Origin of the sequence: Paracoccus sp. S1E-3, assembly GCF_013868135.1 — a bacterium.
Lineage (GTDB): Bacteria > Pseudomonadota > Alphaproteobacteria > Rhodobacterales > Rhodobacteraceae > Paracoccus.
The window spans coordinates 29,458-44,131 of record NZ_JACEMU010000015.1 but is presented as its reverse complement, the minus strand read 5'-3'; the positions used below and the strand labels follow the sequence as shown (position 1 = coordinate 44,131).

15 protein-coding genes are annotated in these 14,674 nt (G+C 67.8%); 5 read left to right on the top strand and 10 right to left on the bottom strand.

All coding sequences use genetic code 11. From position 1 onward, the window contains the following. Positions 1 to 10: 10 nt before the first annotated feature. Entirely contained in the window at positions 11 to 1,558 is a 1,548-nt protein-coding gene (locus tag H1S04_RS13685; RefSeq protein ID WP_181746095.1) for a long-chain fatty acid--CoA ligase, read from the bottom strand. Positions 1,559 to 1,791: 233 nt separating this feature from the next. After that, positions 1,792 to 2,529, bottom strand: a complete 738-nt coding sequence (locus H1S04_RS13680) for an SDR family oxidoreductase (RefSeq protein ID WP_181746094.1) — start codon at positions 2,527 to 2,529, stop codon at positions 1,792 to 1,794. Between the two features lie 125 nt (positions 2,530 to 2,654). On the opposite strand from H1S04_RS13680, the gene H1S04_RS13675 reads away from it, so the two are divergent. Genes H1S04_RS13675 through H1S04_RS13665 form a run of 3 tightly spaced genes read left to right on the top strand, consistent with a single transcriptional unit; the run spans position 2,655 to position 5,434 of the window. Next, the gene (locus tag H1S04_RS13675) at positions 2,655 to 3,146 is read left to right on the top strand and encodes a TRAP transporter small permease (protein ID WP_181746093.1); all 492 of its coding nucleotides are present in this window, start codon (positions 2,655 to 2,657) and stop codon (positions 3,144 to 3,146) included. Then, the gene (locus H1S04_RS13670; protein ID WP_181746092.1) at positions 3,143 to 4,426 is read left to right on the top strand and encodes a TRAP transporter large permease; all 1,284 of its coding nucleotides are present in this window, start codon (positions 3,143 to 3,145) and stop codon (positions 4,424 to 4,426) included. The genes H1S04_RS13675 and H1S04_RS13670 overlap by 4 nt, the downstream gene beginning before the upstream one ends. A gap of 30 nt (positions 4,427 to 4,456) precedes the next feature. Continuing rightward, positions 4,457 to 5,434 (top strand): DctP family TRAP transporter solute-binding subunit, encoded by a 978-nt coding sequence (locus H1S04_RS13665; protein WP_181746091.1) that lies wholly within the window; start codon positions 4,457 to 4,459, stop codon positions 5,432 to 5,434. A 4-nt stretch (positions 5,435 to 5,438) separates the two neighbouring features. On the opposite strand, the gene H1S04_RS13660 is transcribed toward H1S04_RS13665, so the two are convergent. The 4 genes from H1S04_RS13660 to H1S04_RS13645 are packed head-to-tail and all read right to left on the bottom strand — an operon-like array spanning position 5,439 to position 8,458. Then, positions 5,439 to 6,458 carry a LacI family DNA-binding transcriptional regulator gene (locus H1S04_RS13660; protein WP_255435622.1) on the bottom strand — a complete coding sequence of 340 codons (1,020 nt, stop codon included), beginning with the start codon at positions 6,456 to 6,458 and terminating at the stop codon, positions 5,439 to 5,441. A 31-nt stretch (positions 6,459 to 6,489) separates the two neighbouring features. Then, positions 6,490 to 6,822 carry a hypothetical protein gene (locus tag H1S04_RS13655; RefSeq protein WP_181746090.1) on the bottom strand — a complete coding sequence of 111 codons (333 nt, stop codon included), beginning with the start codon at positions 6,820 to 6,822 and terminating at the stop codon, positions 6,490 to 6,492. Continuing rightward, positions 6,822 to 7,706 carry an NAD(P)-dependent oxidoreductase gene (locus H1S04_RS13650; RefSeq protein ID WP_220185238.1) on the bottom strand — a complete coding sequence of 295 codons (885 nt, stop codon included), beginning with the start codon at positions 7,704 to 7,706 and terminating at the stop codon, positions 6,822 to 6,824. Before H1S04_RS13650 ends, H1S04_RS13655 begins: the two co-directional genes overlap by 1 nt. Beyond that, positions 7,703 to 8,458, bottom strand: a complete 756-nt coding sequence (locus H1S04_RS13645; protein ID WP_255435621.1) for an SDR family oxidoreductase — start codon at positions 8,456 to 8,458, stop codon at positions 7,703 to 7,705. The genes H1S04_RS13650 and H1S04_RS13645 overlap by 4 nt, the downstream gene beginning before the upstream one ends. Positions 8,459 to 8,565: 107 nt before the next feature. On the opposite strand from H1S04_RS13645, the gene H1S04_RS13640 reads away from it, so the two are divergent. Both H1S04_RS13640 and H1S04_RS13635 read left to right on the top strand, forming a co-directional pair. After that, entirely contained in the window at positions 8,566 to 9,621 is a 1,056-nt protein-coding gene (locus H1S04_RS13640; protein ID WP_181746088.1) for an L-idonate 5-dehydrogenase, read from the top strand. Then, positions 9,618 to 10,574, top strand: coding sequence for a 2-hydroxyacid dehydrogenase (locus tag H1S04_RS13635; protein ID WP_181746087.1), 957 nt, complete (start codon positions 9,618 to 9,620; stop codon positions 10,572 to 10,574). Before H1S04_RS13640 ends, H1S04_RS13635 begins: the two co-directional genes overlap by 4 nt. A 217-nt stretch (positions 10,575 to 10,791) precedes the next feature. Here H1S04_RS13635 and H1S04_RS13630 read toward each other — a convergent pair whose 3' ends face one another. The 4 genes from H1S04_RS13630 to H1S04_RS13615 all read right to left on the bottom strand — a co-directional run bounded on the left by H1S04_RS13630 (position 10,792) and on the right by H1S04_RS13615 (position 14,673). Continuing rightward, entirely contained in the window at positions 10,792 to 11,610 is an 819-nt protein-coding gene (locus H1S04_RS13630) for an NAD(P)-dependent oxidoreductase (RefSeq protein ID WP_181746086.1), read from the bottom strand. 112 nt (positions 11,611 to 11,722) lie between these two features. After that, positions 11,723 to 12,196, bottom strand: a complete 474-nt coding sequence (locus tag H1S04_RS13625) for a hypothetical protein (RefSeq protein WP_181746085.1) — start codon at positions 12,194 to 12,196, stop codon at positions 11,723 to 11,725. A gap of 225 nt (positions 12,197 to 12,421) precedes the next feature. After that, a complete protein-coding gene (locus H1S04_RS13620) occupies positions 12,422 to 13,834 on the bottom strand; it encodes an AMP-binding protein (protein ID WP_181746084.1) in 1,413 nt (470 codons plus the stop codon). Further along, the gene (locus tag H1S04_RS13615) at positions 13,831 to 14,673 is read right to left on the bottom strand and encodes a hypothetical protein (RefSeq protein WP_181746083.1); all 843 of its coding nucleotides are present in this window, start codon (positions 14,671 to 14,673) and stop codon (positions 13,831 to 13,833) included. The genes H1S04_RS13620 and H1S04_RS13615 overlap by 4 nt, the downstream gene beginning before the upstream one ends. Between the last annotated feature and the right edge of the window lies 1 nt (position 14,674).

Here is a 14,674-nt window from a genome sequence, read left to right as displayed (position 1 = left end):
CTCCGCGCGGCTATTTCAGCTCGCGTTTGAGGATCTTGCCGGTGGCGGTCATCGGCAAGGCGGCGACGATCTCGACGATGCGGGGGTATTTATAGGCCGCCATCCGCGCCTTGCTCCAGGCGATGATCTCGGCGGGGTCCGCCTCGGCGCCCGCCTGCAGGATGATGAAGGCCTTGATCTCCTCGCCATGACTGTCTTGGGGCACACCGATCACCGCGGCCATCGAGATCGCCGGGTGAGTCAGCAGGACTTCCTCGATCTCGCGCGGATAGACGTTGAAGCCGCCGCGGATGATCATGTCCTTGGTGCGGTCGATGACATAGAAATACCCGTCCGCGTCCTGCCGCGCCAGATCGCCGGTGCGGAACCAGCCGTCCCGGATGACGGCCGCCGTGGCCTCGGGGCGGTTCAGATAGCCCTTCATCACATTGGGTCCCTTGATGGCGATTTCGCCCACCTCACCCGGCGCGGTCACGTCATTCCAGTCGGCGTCGATCAGCTTGGCCTCGACGCCCCAGATCGGCACCCCGATCGAGCCCTCGCGCGGCGGCTCGCCGGGTCGGCTGAAGGTGGCGACCGGGCTGGTTTCCGACAGGCCGTAGCCCTCCAGCACTGTCACCCCCAGCCGGGCGCTGATCTGCCGGGTCAACTCCACCGCCATGGCCGAACCGCCCGAAATGCCGAGGCGAAGCCTGTCCGCGATCCGCCCGACATCGACATTCGCGCCGAGCGCCTGCAGCAGCCCCCACCACATCGTCGGCACCCCGGCGAAATAGGTGATATCGTTGCTTTCCATGATCTTCACCGCCTGCGCGGCATCGAAGCGCGGCAGCAGATGCAGGGTGGCAGCAGTGGAGAAGCCACAATGCAGATGCACGGTGGCGCCAAAGCTGTGAAACAGCGGCAGGCAGATCAGATGGGTGTCGCGCGCCGGCAGATTGCCGAACAGCCGGTTCGCAGCCAGCGTGTTCATCATCAGATTGGCATGGGTCAGTTCGGCCCCCTTGGGCTGGCCGGTCGTTCCCGAGGTATAGAGGATGACCGCCGTATCGGTGGCCTCGGTCACGACAGAATCGAAGTCGCCGGGCATCGCGGCCAGGGCCTGGGCCAGCGTCTCCGCGCCGGCGATGGGCCCGGACGCGGCCGGGTCGGCGGTGACGACGAAGAAATCACGGACCGAGGGCGCCTGTGTCAAAGCCGCGTGCCCCTCGGCGGCCATCGGCAGGTCGGGCGTGCCTTCGAAGCAGAAATAGGCCCGCGCCGCGGCATCGTTCAGGTGATAGGCGATCTCGCCGCTTTTCAGCAGCACGTTCATCGGCACCACCACCGCCCCCGCCTTCAGGATGCCGTGATAGATGATCGGGAAGGCCGGCAGGTTCGGACAGCTCAGCGCCACCCGGTCGCCGGGCTGGATGCCGCGCGCGACCAGCAGGTTCGCCACCCGGTTCGCCTGCGCGTTCACCTGCCCATAGTTGAGCCGCTGCGCCCCCAGCACCAGCGCGTCCCGGTCGGGATAATTGCGCGCGGAATCTTCCAGCAATGAGGACAGGTTCAGCATGATCCGCCCCCTGCGCCGGTGGGAATCGCTGCACCGGGCAGGCTGCGTTCGGCGGCAGGGCCGCCTTCGGGTCCGTGAATCATGCCAACTCCTCCTGCTGCGCGGTCGCGCCATGGGCCGGGGACCGGCCAGCGGGCAGCGATGCGCTTCCAGCACCTTCATATCGCGGCCATGGCGTGCTGTCGCGATCCGCGCCCGGTCATGCCGCAGCGTCACCCCGGCGGCACGCGGCGTCAGCCGCGCCCGATATAGGGCATCGCCGTGGCCATCACCGTCATGAACTGCACATTCGTCCCGCCGGGCAGCGTCGCCATGTGCCAGACGGCGCGGGCGACCTCGGCGGCGGGCATCACCGGCTCGATCCGCAACTGGCCGTCGGCCTGCGGCACGCCGCGGGTCATCTTCTCGGCCATGTCGGTCATCGCATTGCCGATGTCGATCTGGCCGCAGGCGATGTCGAAGGCGCGCCCGTCCAGCGACAGCGACCGGGTCAGCCCGGTCACCGCGTGCTTCGACATCGTGTAAGCCGCCGAGCCATAGCGCGGCACCTGCGCCGAGATCGAACCATTGTTGATGATCCGGCCGCCCTGCGGGGTCTGCCGGCGCATTTGCCCAAAGGCCGCCCGCGCGGTCAGGAACATGCCGGTGATATTCACATTCGCCAGCGCCAGCCAGTCGGCGACGGCGATCTCGTCGATCATGGCGGTGGGCAGCGAGATACCGGCATTGTTGAACAGGACGTCCAGCCGCCCGAAACGCACCGCGCTTTCGGTGACCGCTGCCCCGATCGCCTCGGCGTCGGTGACATCGACTGGAAGCACCAGCGCGCGGCCATGGCCCTGTGCCGTCTCCTCCAGCGCGGCGGCGCGCCGGCCTGCCAGCGCGACATTCCAGCCGTTTTCAAGAAACAGCCGCGCCGTTTCGCGCCCGATGCCGCTGCCGGCGCCCGTGATCAGGATCGTTTCCGCCATCTTCTCCCCCTTCATCATCCCGCGTTGACGCGTCGGAATGTTAACGTTATCATTATGCGAGGAGGAGGATTCGGGCAAGTCATTTCCTGGCCCGAGCATCCGGCAACCACGGGAGGAATCGGCAGATGGTCACACGCGGCACCGCCGTGATCTGGGTCCTGATCGAGGCGCTTCTGGCGCTTCTTCTGGCCGGCATGATCGTCATGGTCTTCACCAACGTCGTGATGCGCTATGGCTTCGATTCGGGCCTGCGCTGGGGGATCGAACTGTCGCGGCTAGCCTTCGTCTGGATCGCCATGCTCGGCTCGGCGCTGGCGCTGCGCAGCAACGAACATCTGGCCGTCACCGAACTGGTCGAGACCTTTCTGCCCGGCGCGCTGCGCCCTCTTTGGGTGCTGACACGGTTGGTCATCATCGGACTGCTGGCGATGTTCGTGATCGGCTGCTGGCGGCAGATGATGCTGAACTGGGTGAATATCAGCCAGGTCACGGGTCTTCCCACAGCCCTGTTCTATCTGGCCGGTGTGGTCGGGGGCGGCCTGATGATCGTCGTGGCCATCGGCCAGCTGCTGACCCCGCCGCCCCATGCCGCCCATGCTGAAAGGCCGATCGAATGACGCTGGCACTGTTTCTGGGGGTCCTGATCGGGGCCATTCTGCTGGGCCTGCCGGTGGCCTTCGCGCTGCTGCTGTCCTCGCTCGCGCTGATGCTGCAGCTGGACACGTTCAGCGTCGACATCATGGCGCAGTCGCTCATCAACGGCATCGACAGCTTTCCGCTGCTGGCCATCCCCTTCTTCCTGGTCGCGGGCGAGGTGATGGCCACGGGCGGGCTGTCCAAACGCATCGTGCGGCTGGCGACCAGCCTGCTGGGTCACCGCAAGGGCGGCCTCGGCTATGTCGCCATCTTCACCTCGGTGCTGCTGGCGGGGCTGTCGGGCTCGGCGGTGGCGGATGCGGCGGCGTTGGTGTCGATCCTTTATCCGATGATGAAGCAATCGGGCTATCCCGAGGGGCGTTCGCTGGGCCTGCTGGCGGCGGGCGGCATCATCGCGCCGGTGATCCCGCCGTCGCTGCCGCTGATCGTGCTGGGCGTGGCTGGCAATATCTCGATCGCGCAGCTGTTCATCGGGGGCATCGTGCCCGGCCTGATGATGGGCGCGGCGCTGATGATCACCTGGTCCATCACCACCCGCAACGAGGATCTGGCCGTCGCCCCCCGCGCCAGCGCGGCCGAGCGTTGGGCGGCGCTGCGCGACGGGGTCTGGGCGCTGATCATGCCGATCCTCATCATCGGCGGCATCCGGTCCGGGATCGTCACCCCGACCGAAGCCGCCGTCGTCGCCGCCGTCTATGCCATCGTGATCTCGATGCTGGTTTACAGCGAGATGACATGGAAGATGCTGTTCCACACGCTGATCTCGGCCGGGCGGTCGACGGCGATGGTGATGTTCCTCGTCGGGTCGGCCATGGTCGCGGCCTGGCTGATTACCATCGCACAACTGCCGCAGCAGCTGGCGGTGATGCTTGGCGGGCTGGTCGACAATCCGCGCCTGCTGATGCTGGTGATCATGATCGTGGTCTTCCTGGTCGGCATGGTCATGGACCTTGTGCCCTCGGTCCTGATCCTGGTGCCGCTGATGCTGCCGGTGGTGAAACAGGCGGGCATCGACCCGGTCTATTTCGGGCTGATGTTCATCATCAACTCCTGCATCGGGCTGATCACGCCGCCGGTCGGCTCGGTCCTGAACGTCGTCTGCGGCGTCGGCAAGGCGCCGGTATCGAAAGTGGTGCGTGGCACCCTGCCCTTCGTAACCGCCTATCTGATCCTGCTGGGCCTGTTCATCCTGATCCCCGGCCTCATTACCGTGCCGCTCGCGCTGCTGACCGGCAAGTAATCCAACACAAACGACAACAAGGAGGACCCCATGACCACATTTTTCCGCACCGCCGGACTGGCGGCCGTGCTGGCGCTGACGGCCTTCGCCGCCCAGGCGCAGACCACGCTGAAGCTGGCCCATCCGGTGCCCGAGACCGATCTGCAGCAGAACCTCGCGCTGGAGTTCAAGCGCGTGGTGGAGGAAAAGACCGGCGGCGAGGTCACCGTCCAGATTTTCCCGAACGGCCAGCTTGGCAATGACCAGCAGATGATCGACGGGACCCGTGCCGGCATCATCGACGTGTCGCTGATCGGGCTGAACAACTATACCGGCCTCGTCCCCGAAGCCGGCGCGTTCGAACTGCCCTTCATCTTCCCGACGCGCGAGGTCGCCTATAAGGTGCTGGACGGCGCGCCGGGGCAGGAGGTCGCCAAGCAGATGGAAACCCATGGGCTGAAACTGCTGGGTTATGGCGAGAACGGCTATCGCAACATGACCAATAATCGCGGCCCGATCCGGGTGCCGGACGACCTGAAGGGCCTGCGGATGCGGGTCAACAACTCCAAGGCGCTGAACGACATGTTCGAACTTCTGGGCGCCAACCCGCAGCAACTGCCGGTGGCCGAGCTGTATACCGCGCTGGAAACCGGCGTCGTCGATGCGCAGGACCATCCCATCGGCGTGGTCGTGTCCTTCAAGTTCAACGAGGTGCAGAAATACCTCAGCCTGACCCAGCACGCCTATTCGGCGCTGGGGCTGACCATGAACAAGGCCAAGTTCGACAACCTGACCCCCGAACAGCAGGCCGCCGTGACCGAGGCCGCCAAGGCCGCCATCGACCTGCAGCGCGGGCTGGTGCAGGCCAAGGAAGAAGAAATGATCGCCGGGCTGGAAGCCGAGGGGATGGAGGTCAACCGCGATGTCGACGCCGCTGCCTTCCAGGCCGCGATCAAGCCGGTCTGGGACAATTACGTGGCCGAGAACGGCGACGTGCTGCTGAACCAGGTTCTCGAAACCGCCAAGTGATCGCCTATCCTGCGCCGGTCGAGGCGCGGGCAACCAGCTGCGGCTCGACCTCGATCAGGGTCGGGCCGTTTTTCGTGGCATCGCCGCGCAGCAGATCGGCGATCAGCTGGCCCGCCTGCTCGCCGATGCGGGCTGGAAACGGGTCAATGCTGGTCAGCGCCGGAACCGCCACCCCCGAGATCTCGAAATTGCCGAAACCCGCGATGGCGATGTCATCGGGCACCCTTACCCCCCGCCGCGCGCATTCGGTCAGCGCCCCGAAGGCGGCGGGATCGGCGACCGCGACCACCGCCTCGGTATCGGGCAGCGTGTCCAGCAGGATCGCCATCGCCGCCGCGCCTTCGCGCATTGACACCGGCGGACGCCCCACCGTGATCAGCCGCGAGGGGTCCAGCCCGCGTTCCTCCATCGCCGCGACAAAGCCCCGGCGGCGGTCGGCGCCACGCGTATCATAGGCGGAATCGCCGCCGATGAAGGCGATCCTGCGATAGCCCCGCGCCGTCAGATGCGCGACCATGAACCGCATCACATCGGTGTTGGAAAAGCCCACCACATGCCCCAGCGGCGCCTTGGGCAGGTCCCAGGTCTCGACCACCGGCACGCCGGCCTTCTGCATCATCCGCCGGGCGCGCTCGGTATGGTGGCCGCCGGTGACGACAAGCGCCTCGGGCTGGCGGCGCAGAAGCTGGCCGATCAGGCGCTCCTCCTCGGCCATGTCGTAATTGGTGCGGCCCAGCAGCACCTGCAGGCCGGCCGCGTCCAGCCGCGAGGTCAGCGCGGCCACCGTATCGGCGAAGTTGGCGTTGTTGATCGAGGGGATCGTCACCGCGACAAAGCCGCTGCGCTGCGAGCGCAGGTTCGAGGCGACCGAATCGAAGACATAGCCCAGATCATCCGCAGTCTTGCGGATATGCTCGCGCGTGGCATCGCTGATCGAGGCATCGCTGCGAAACGCGCGCGACACCGTCATCACCGACACCCCCGCTGCAGCGGCCACTTCCTTCATTGTCGGTTTCGTATTCATCCCGGCTCCTTCCGGGCAGGAATAGGGCCGATCAGGCGGGAAAATCCAGCATCTCCGTGACGTGGTGGTGGATTTTGCCGTCGAACCGGCCGGCAATGGCGGCCTGTGTGGCGGCGCGGCTGGACAGCCGGATCGGGTGTTCCAGCGCCGCTTCCATCGTCGGGCGGTCGGGATAGGTGATGGCGAGGATCAGCGGATATTCGGGCGCTCCCTCGTCGCGTTCCTGGCCGAAGGTGATGCGCAACCCGGTCTGGCCGGGGAACTGTCGCCACATCGGCACCAGATCGTTCACCACCGCCTGACGGAAGGCGTCTTCCTGACCGGGCAACAGATGGCCTTCGAAAATCGCGTAACGGGTCAGCATCAGGATACCTCCGGGATGGGCAGGGTTGCGGTGAAATATTCCATGAGCGCGGCCTGATCCTCGGCCCCCAGCCCGGCGCGGGTCAGCATCCGGTGCACCTCGGCGCAGGCCGCGGTCAGCGGCATCGGCGTGGCCGTCGTGCGGGCCACCGCCAGCGCGCCGTCGAGATCCTTGACCATATTGTCGATCCGGCCGGTGCGCCGGTAATCGCGTGCGGCATAGCGCGGCATGTATTCCTGCAGGATGGCGCTGTCGGCACGCCCGCCGCGCAGGGCCTGCGGGATGCGGTCGACGGCGATGCCCGCGGCTTCGGCCAGCGCGGTCGCCTCGGCCACGGCCAGAAAGTTCAGCCCGCAGAGGACCTGGTTGATCAGCTTGGTCGCCTGCCCGGCCCCGACCGGCCCCATATGGGTGATGTTGCTGGCGACATGGGTCAGCACCTCGCGGGCGCGGGCCACATTGGCCGCGGTCCCGCCCAGCATCAGCGTCAATTCGCCGGTCGCGGCCTTCGGCGCGCCGCCCGAGAGCGGGCTGTCGACCCAGGCGAGCCCCGCCGCTTCGGGCCGTGCCGCCAGATCGCGGGTGGCCGCGGGATCGATCGAGGACATATCGATGATCAGCGTCCCCGGCGCCGCGCCCGCCGCCACGCCCTGCGGGCCGAACACCGCCGCTTCGACAATTCGCGGGCTGTTCAGGCTGAGGATGACCGCATCCGCCCCCCGCGCCGCAGCGGCGGCCGAGGGCGCGGCCTCGGCCCCGAGCGCCACCAGCGCCGCGACCTTTTCAGGGTCCAGATCGAAAACCCGCAGCGACTGTCCCACGGCGCAGAGCCGCGCGCCGATGGCCCCGCCCATGGCCCCGGCGCCGATGAGTGCGAGGGTCACAGCGACACCGAGATGCCGCCGTCGACGAACAGCGTATGCCCGTTGACGAAGCTGGACGCATCCGAGGCCAGAAAGACGCAGGCGCCGACCAGTTCCTCGACCTTGCCCCAGCGTCCGGCGGGGGTGCGCCCTTCCAGCCAGGTGCTGAAGGCCGGATCGGCGACGAGGGCGGCGTTCAGCGGCGTGTCGAAATAGCCCGGCGCGATGGCGTTGCAGTTCAGCCCCAGCCGCGCCCAGTCGGTGGCCATGCCCTTGGTCAGGTTGCCCACCGCCCCCTTGGTCGCGGTATAGGGCGCGATGCCGGGCCGGGCCAAGGCCGTCTGCACGCTGGCGATGTTGATGATCTTGCCGCGCCCGCGCCCGATCATGTGGCGCGCGACCGCCTGCCCGACATGGAAGACGCTGGCGATATTGGTCTGCAGCAGACGCTCGAAGGCCTCGGCCGGGAAATCCTGCAAGGGCGCGCGGTGCTGCATGCCGGCATTGTTGACCAGAATGTCGATGGGGCCGGTCCCGGCCTCGAAGGTGTCGACGGCGGCGCGCACGGCCTCGTGGTCGGTGGCGTCGAAGCTCAGCGTCTCGACGTCGAAGCCCTCGGCGCGCAAGGCCTCGGCAGCCGTTGCCAGCCGGGTCGCATCGCGCCCGTTCAGCACCACCGTGGCGCCCGCCTGCGCCAGCCCGCGCGCCAGCGCCAGGCCGATCCCCTGCGTCGATCCGGTCACCAGCGCCCGCCGCCCCGTCAGATCAAACATGCCGCCGGCTTCAGACATCGCCTCAACTCCCCGCTTTTCAAACGCCTCTGGCTTCTGTATGTTATCGTTAACAAGCCATGTCAAGCGAGTCGTCCATGCCGGAACAGATGAAAGCCGTCGTCGTCCATGCCGCCCAGGATGTGCGGATCGAGGATCGCCCCGCGCCGCCGGAACCCCAGCCAGGGCAGGTGCTGCTGCGGCTGGCCGCCGGCGGCATCTGCGGATCGGATCTGCATTACGCCCAGCATGGCGGCTTCGGCACCGTGCGCCTGAAGGAGCCGATGATCCTCGGGCACGAGGTCTCGGCCCATGTCGAGGCGCTTGGCGAGGGCGTCGAAGGGCTGCATCCGGGCCAGCTGGTCTCTGTCTCGCCCTCGCGGCCCTGCCGCAGCTGCCAGTATTGCCTTGAGGGGCTGCCCAATCATTGCGAGAACATGCGCTTCTACGGCAGCGCCATGCCCTTCCCGCATATTCAGGGCGCGTTCCGCGAATACCTGCTGGCCGATGCCCGCCAATGCGTCCCCGCCGACGGGCTGACGCCGGGCGAGGCCGCGATGGCCGAGCCGCTGTCCGTCGCCCTTCACGCCACCCGCCGGGCGGGGGGGATGCTGGGCAAATCCGTGCTGGTGACGGGCTGCGGACCGATCGGGCTGCTGTCGATCCTGGCCGCGCGGCGGGCGGGCGCGGACCGCATTGTCGCCGCCGATCTGTCGGATTTCACCCTGGCGCTGGCGCGGCAGCTGGGCGCCGATGAGGTCGTGAACCTCGCCCGCGATCCGTCCGGTCTGGCGCCTTTCGCCGCCGGCAAGGGCACTTTCGGGGTGATGTATGAATGTTCGGGCGCGAATGCGGCGCTGAATGCGGGGATCGCGGCGATGCGGCCGCGCGGGATCATCATGCAGCTTGGCCTCGGCGGCGACATGACCATTCCGCTGGGGCTGCTGACGGCGCGCGAGATCGACCTGCGCGGCGCCTTCCGCTTCCACGAGGAATTCGCCACCGCCGTCAGTCTGATGCAGAAGCGCCTGATCGACGTGCGCCCGCTCATCACCCACAGCCTGCCCCTGTCCAGGGCATTGGAGGCGTTTCAGGTCGCCGCCGACCGCAGCCGCGCCATCAAGGCGCAGATCGTTTTCGACCAGACCGAGGAACCCAAGCAATGAGCCAGACCATCGCCATCGGCGCCTATACCGACACCGACAGCGCGGCTCTGGCAGAGGAACTGGACGCGCGGCCCCTGCCCGATCTGTCGGTGCTTGCCGCCCTGCCCGAAGCCGACCGTCAAAGCGTCCGTGCGCTTGCCTACAAGGGCCATGATCCGCTTGGCGGGGCGCAGATGGACCTGCTGCCGAACCTGCAGGTGATCGCGAATTTCGGCGTGGGTTATGACGCCATCGACGTGAGCGCAGCCAATGCCCGCAAGGTGCTGGTGACGAATACGCCCGACGTGCTGACCGAGGATGTGGCCGATCTGGCGGTCGCCCTGATCCTTGCGCAGGCGCGCGAGGTCGTGCCGGCGGCGCAATATGTCCTCGATGGCGACTGGGCGCGGGGGGCGGCGCTGCCGCTGGCGCATAAGGTCTCGGGCCGACGCGTGGGGATTCTGGGCCTCGGCCGGATCGGCCAGCAGATCGCGCAGCGCATGGCCGGTTTCAACTGCCCGGTCCATTACTGGTCGCGCGCGCCGAAGGACACGCCCGAAGGCTGGACCTGGCACCCAACGCCCGAGGCGCTGGCGGCCAACAGCGATTTTCTGGTCATCGCGCTTGTCGGCGGGGCCGAGACCGCCGGGCTGGTGTCCGAACAGGTGATCGCGGCGCTGCCGGACAATGCGGTGGTCGTCAACATCTCGCGCGGTTCGACCGTGGACGAGGACGCGCTGATCGCGGCGCTGGAAGCCGGTCGCATCCGCGGCGCGGCGCTGGATGTGATGCTGAACGAGCCGAACCCGAACCCGCGCCTGCTGGCGCTGCCGAATGTCCTGCTGCTGCCCCATATCGGCAGCGCCACAGTTGAAACCCGCGCCGAGATGGGCGCCCTGCAGCGCCGCAACATCGCCGCCGTGCTGGCGGGCCAGCCGGCCGAGACGCCGGTCAACACCGGCTTCGGCGCCTGACAGAAGCCAGCGGTCGCGCACCTGGCGTCGCGACCGCCGGCCGCGCGGGGCGGCGCGCGCAGCCCTCACGCCGAGAATGCAAACGCCCCTGCCCCCGCCACGCGGGACAGGCCCTCGTCCCCCGTCCGTCCCCCGCCGCATTTCCTTGCCTGGCCGGCGACGCTTGCCGCCCTGAGGCCGCCGGCTCGGTTTTCTGCGCAGCAGCAGCGACGGGCGCTCAGTCCCGCGCCTCATCGTCGGGATGGCCGATATCGACGAACCAGCCGCCGAGGCAGCGCACCGCAGGGGCGCGTGGATCGGGGGTATCGGTGCGCGCCTCCATCCCGGCGCGGAAGCGTTCGGTATTGTCCTGCGGGTGATAGCCCAGATGCGCGGCACGGGAATTGTCGACCGGCTTCACCTTGTTGTCGGACATGCCCACGGTGACGGTAAAGCCCACGCGCGGCGCGGTCAGCGCCGCCGTCACCAGCCGCACGCAATCGTCAAAGGACAGCCAGGACCACAGCATCCGCCGGTCGGCGGGCTCGGGGAAGGACGAGAAGATCCGGATCATCACGCTTTCGATGCCGAACTTGTCCCAGTAGAGCCGACCCAGATCCTCGACGAAGCATTTCGACAGGCCGTAAAGGGTGTCCGGCCGGTGCGGGGCGGCGGTATTCACATGCTCCTCAAGCTCGTTATAGCCCATGGCGTGCACCGAGGAGGCATAGATCACGCGGGGAACGCCATGCTTCCGCGCCCCTTCATAGATGTTATAGCTGCCGCGGATATTGGCGTTCAGGACCTCTTCCCACGGGCGTTCATGGGGCGCGCCGCCGAAATGGACGATGGCATCGACACCCGCGCAGGCGGCCATTGCCGCCTCCATATCGGCAAGATCGAAGGTCAGCACCTCCTCGTTCGGTCCGCAATCGGTGATCCGCGCGACATCGGCCAGCCGCAACTTGCGGGCCAGTGGCGCAAGACCGCGGCGCAGTTCTGTGCCGAGGCGGCCGGCGGCGCCGGTGATCAGGATGGTGTCGAAACGCGGGCTCATAAGGCGGTCTCCCTTACAGGTTTCATGCGCAGCCGGTGCACGCCAGCATCCCCCTTGTGACGGCGGGCGCACGGAGGAGGGGCGGCGCCCCGACTGCCGGTCCGGGGGGATCCTATATGAGCTTCGGCCAGAAGGTAATCCGGCACATCTCTGTCTCAGCGCCCGGCCCTGCGCTGGCAACTGCCCGGCTTGGCGCCGACAATTGCGGCGGCGAAGGAATTGCGGCGGCGAAGGCGACCTCGGCCGTGGCCCCGGTCACGTCATCGCCGGCCTTCAACCTTGCCAGCAGCGCGTTGAAGATGATCTGCGTGGCCTCTCCGGCGATGACGCGCTGAACGGGAGTATCATCGAGTCGGTTTCCGCGCCGGAATTTATCTGCCACCGCTTGGCGCGGGGCGAGTGTCCTCTTTGCCCGCGCCGCCTTCCGGGCTGCGCCGGCACGATGCGTGGCCGCCGGAACAGCCGGCTCGTCAATGCCAAGCACGATCATCTTGATCCCCTGCGCCGCCATCAAGGCCGAGGACATCGGCACCGAAAGCCCGATGGCGACATGATTCAATGGGTCAAGCAATGCCGGATCGGGCATGACGATTACGACATGCGGGACCATAACCGCATCGTGGGTTTTCACCCCGAGGCGAACACTTTCACACTCGCCGACGGCTTTTCCACCCATGGCCTGCTACAGTCCCCCCGCTATCGGCCACGCCGATCGTGGACGGCGGCTTTCGCGCCCCTGACTTGACCGCCTTGTGCAACGAACGCATGCCGCTGAACGGACCCTTCGTGGGAGAAGCGGTGTTCTGACCCTTCAGAGCATATCGCCGAGCGCCTGCCGGTCGATCTTCGAGCCGTGCCGGCGATCCATCGGCAGGCGGTCGAAATGGCGGATGACGGAAATGTTCAGGCTGCGCGCCGCGTCCTGCCACTCGGGCAGATGCGCGGCGTCGCCGGCAAGCGCGAGCACCGGGGTTCCGCGCCGCCCGATCAGCGCCGCCTGCGTGACGCCGGGCCATTGGCGGGCCGCGATCTCGACATTGAAGGGGAAGCGGGTGACGCCGCCGATCACCACCTGAGAGCCGAGGCGGCCAAGCAACCACAGCCGCCCCTGCCCGTCCAACCGCCCGGCATCGCCGGTGCGGTGCCAGATGATGCCGCCCTCGGGCAGCTTGTTTTCGGCATCATGCGCAGGGTTCAGATAGCCGGGATTGACATGCGCGCCAGCGACCTGGATTTCGTGCTCGCGGATGCGCAACCGCAACCCCGGAACCGGACGCCCTGCCAGCAGCCCCGCGCCCTGCGACATGGCCGCGCGGTCGTTCTCGGTGATGTCGCAGGCGTCGAGATGGGCGATGGGCTCGGCCTCGGTCGAGCCGTAGACGCAGGTGATGCGGGCATTGCCACGGCGTTGCAGCCGCGCCAGCAGGTCCGGGAAGACCGGGCCGCCACCGGTGAAGATATGACCCAGATCGGGGGGCAGTCCCGCCTCGGCGAGTTTTTCGCAGAGCGCCGGCGGGATCAGCGCACGGGTGACGCGCTGGCGGACCATCCAGTCGCGCAGCCGCTGCGGGTCCAGTCGGTCCAGCCGCGACATCCGCCAGTTCGGCAGGATCGAGGTGCGGCCGGCGGCGATATTGATCAGCGCGAAAACCGGAAAGGCCACCAGGTCACGCTCGGCCCGGTCGCTGTGCAGCAGGGGCGCGATGGCGGCATGCTGGGCCATCAGGAAGGCGTGGCTGCGCGGGATCGCCTTGGGCTGGCCGGTGCTGCCCGAGGTAAAGGAAATCAGCGCGGTATCCGCCGCCGAGGGCGCCGGCGCCGGCGCCATGGCGGCCGCCTGTCCGCCGAGGATCGTGACGCCCCACAACTCGGGCAGCAGGATGCCAAGGGCGCGATACCAGCCGCCGGCGCAGAAGCCTTTGGGCCGGGTGACACGGGTTGCATGGCGCAGACCCGCCAGACCCATGGCAGGTTCCGGCAGCACCGCCACCGCCCCCAGCGCCCATAACGCGGCCAGGCTGGCGTAAAGGTCGGCATCGACCGGGCGGGCGATCAGCACCCGGTCGCCGGGGCCGATCCCCTGTGCCTGCCAGCGGACGGCAAAACCATCGGCGCGGGCTTTCAGGGTGGCGAAGCTGGTTTCGCGCCCGCGCCCGTCGACAATGGCGATGCGATCGGGAAAGCGGCGGGCGGCGGCGGCGAACTGTTCGGGCAGCGTGGTCATGCCAGCCGCAGGCCGAACAAGGTGTAGCGGCGAAAGACCTCGGCCCCCTCGACGGCGCTGCGCATCGCCGAGAGGTTGTCGTCATGGATCAGCGCGTGGATGGCGGTGTCGTAACCCAGCGCGCGGGCACGGCTGTGGAAGGCATGGGCCAGATGCCGTCCGGCGCCGGGCATCAGGCTGGCATAGGTCTTCAGGATCGCGGTCTTCGTCTGCGGCCCTTCGGCATAGTTCGGGATGCCGAACAGAAAGCCTGCCAGCCGTCCCTCTGGCGTGGTGGCAAAGAAGATCAGCTCGGGCTTCATCAGGGGCAGGACGGGCATGTACATGGCCAGAAAATCCGCGCGCCGGATCGGCCTGTAGAAGGCATTGCGGCTGAACGCCTCGACCGAGAGGTCGAAAACCTGCCCGAACAACGCCGCGGGGTCTTCCCCCGACCAGGAGGTGATGGTGAAGCCTTCGGCGGGCGGGGGCGGCGCGGCCGCGGTCCGGTCCAGTGCCACGCGGGCTGAAAAATACCGGCCAATGGGCTGGAAGCCCGCCTCGGCGAACAGATCCGGCGCAAAGGGTTTGTTGCTGGGCTCAAGCAGGAAGGGCGGGCTGCCATCGCTTTCGGTGACGAAGCGATAGCTGTGCCAGGTGTCGCCATCCATCGGAGCGATCAGTTGGCGGATGCCGAAGGCGCGCGCCTGCGCCAATGCCTCGGCCAGAAGGGCGCGGCCGGCGGCGGCGTCGGGGCAGACGAAGTTACCCAGCGTGGCCGCGGGCGCGCCCTGCCATTCGGGGCCCTCGGGATAGAGGGTCAGGCGGCCACCCCCGGCCCGGATGAGGATGGGGTCCATG

What these genes read in the sequence shown, in the direction of transcription:
- H1S04_RS13630 (WP_181746086.1), bottom strand. Translation starts at nt 11,610, where the DNA reads ATGAGCCCGCGTTTCGACACCATCCTGATCACCGGCGCCGCCGGCCGC.
- H1S04_RS13685 (WP_181746095.1), bottom strand. Translation starts at nt 1,558, where the DNA reads ATGCTGAACCTGTCCTCATTGCTGGAAGATTCCGCGCGCAATTATCCC.
- H1S04_RS13655 (WP_181746090.1), bottom strand. Translation starts at nt 6,822, where the DNA reads ATGCTGACCCGTTACGCGATTTTCGAAGGCCATCTGTTGCCCGGTCAG.
- H1S04_RS13645 (WP_255435621.1), bottom strand. Translation starts at nt 8,458, where the DNA reads ATGTTTGATCTGACGGGGCGGCGGGCGCTGGTGACCGGATCGACGCAG.
- H1S04_RS13665 (WP_181746091.1), top strand. Translation starts at nt 4,457, where the DNA reads ATGACCACATTTTTCCGCACCGCCGGACTGGCGGCCGTGCTGGCGCTG.
- H1S04_RS13660 (WP_255435622.1), bottom strand. Translation starts at nt 6,458, where the DNA reads ATGAATACGAAACCGACAATGAAGGAAGTGGCCGCTGCAGCGGGGGTG.
- H1S04_RS13620 (WP_181746084.1), bottom strand. Translation starts at nt 13,834, where the DNA reads ATGACCACGCTGCCCGAACAGTTCGCCGCCGCCGCCCGCCGCTTTCCC.
- H1S04_RS13675 (WP_181746093.1), top strand. Translation starts at nt 2,655, where the DNA reads ATGGTCACACGCGGCACCGCCGTGATCTGGGTCCTGATCGAGGCGCTT.
- H1S04_RS13680 (WP_181746094.1), bottom strand. Translation starts at nt 2,529, where the DNA reads ATGGCGGAAACGATCCTGATCACGGGCGCCGGCAGCGGCATCGGGCGC.
- H1S04_RS13670 (WP_181746092.1), top strand. Translation starts at nt 3,143, where the DNA reads ATGACGCTGGCACTGTTTCTGGGGGTCCTGATCGGGGCCATTCTGCTG.
- H1S04_RS13635 (WP_181746087.1), top strand. Translation starts at nt 9,618, where the DNA reads ATGAGCCAGACCATCGCCATCGGCGCCTATACCGACACCGACAGCGCG.
- H1S04_RS13625 (WP_181746085.1), bottom strand. Translation starts at nt 12,196, where the DNA reads ATGCCCGATCCGGCATTGCTTGACCCATTGAATCATGTCGCCATCGGG.
- H1S04_RS13640 (WP_181746088.1), top strand. Translation starts at nt 8,566, where the DNA reads ATGAAAGCCGTCGTCGTCCATGCCGCCCAGGATGTGCGGATCGAGGAT.
- H1S04_RS13615 (WP_181746083.1), bottom strand. Translation starts at nt 14,673, where the DNA reads ATGGACCCCATCCTCATCCGGGCCGGGGGTGGCCGCCTGACCCTCTAT.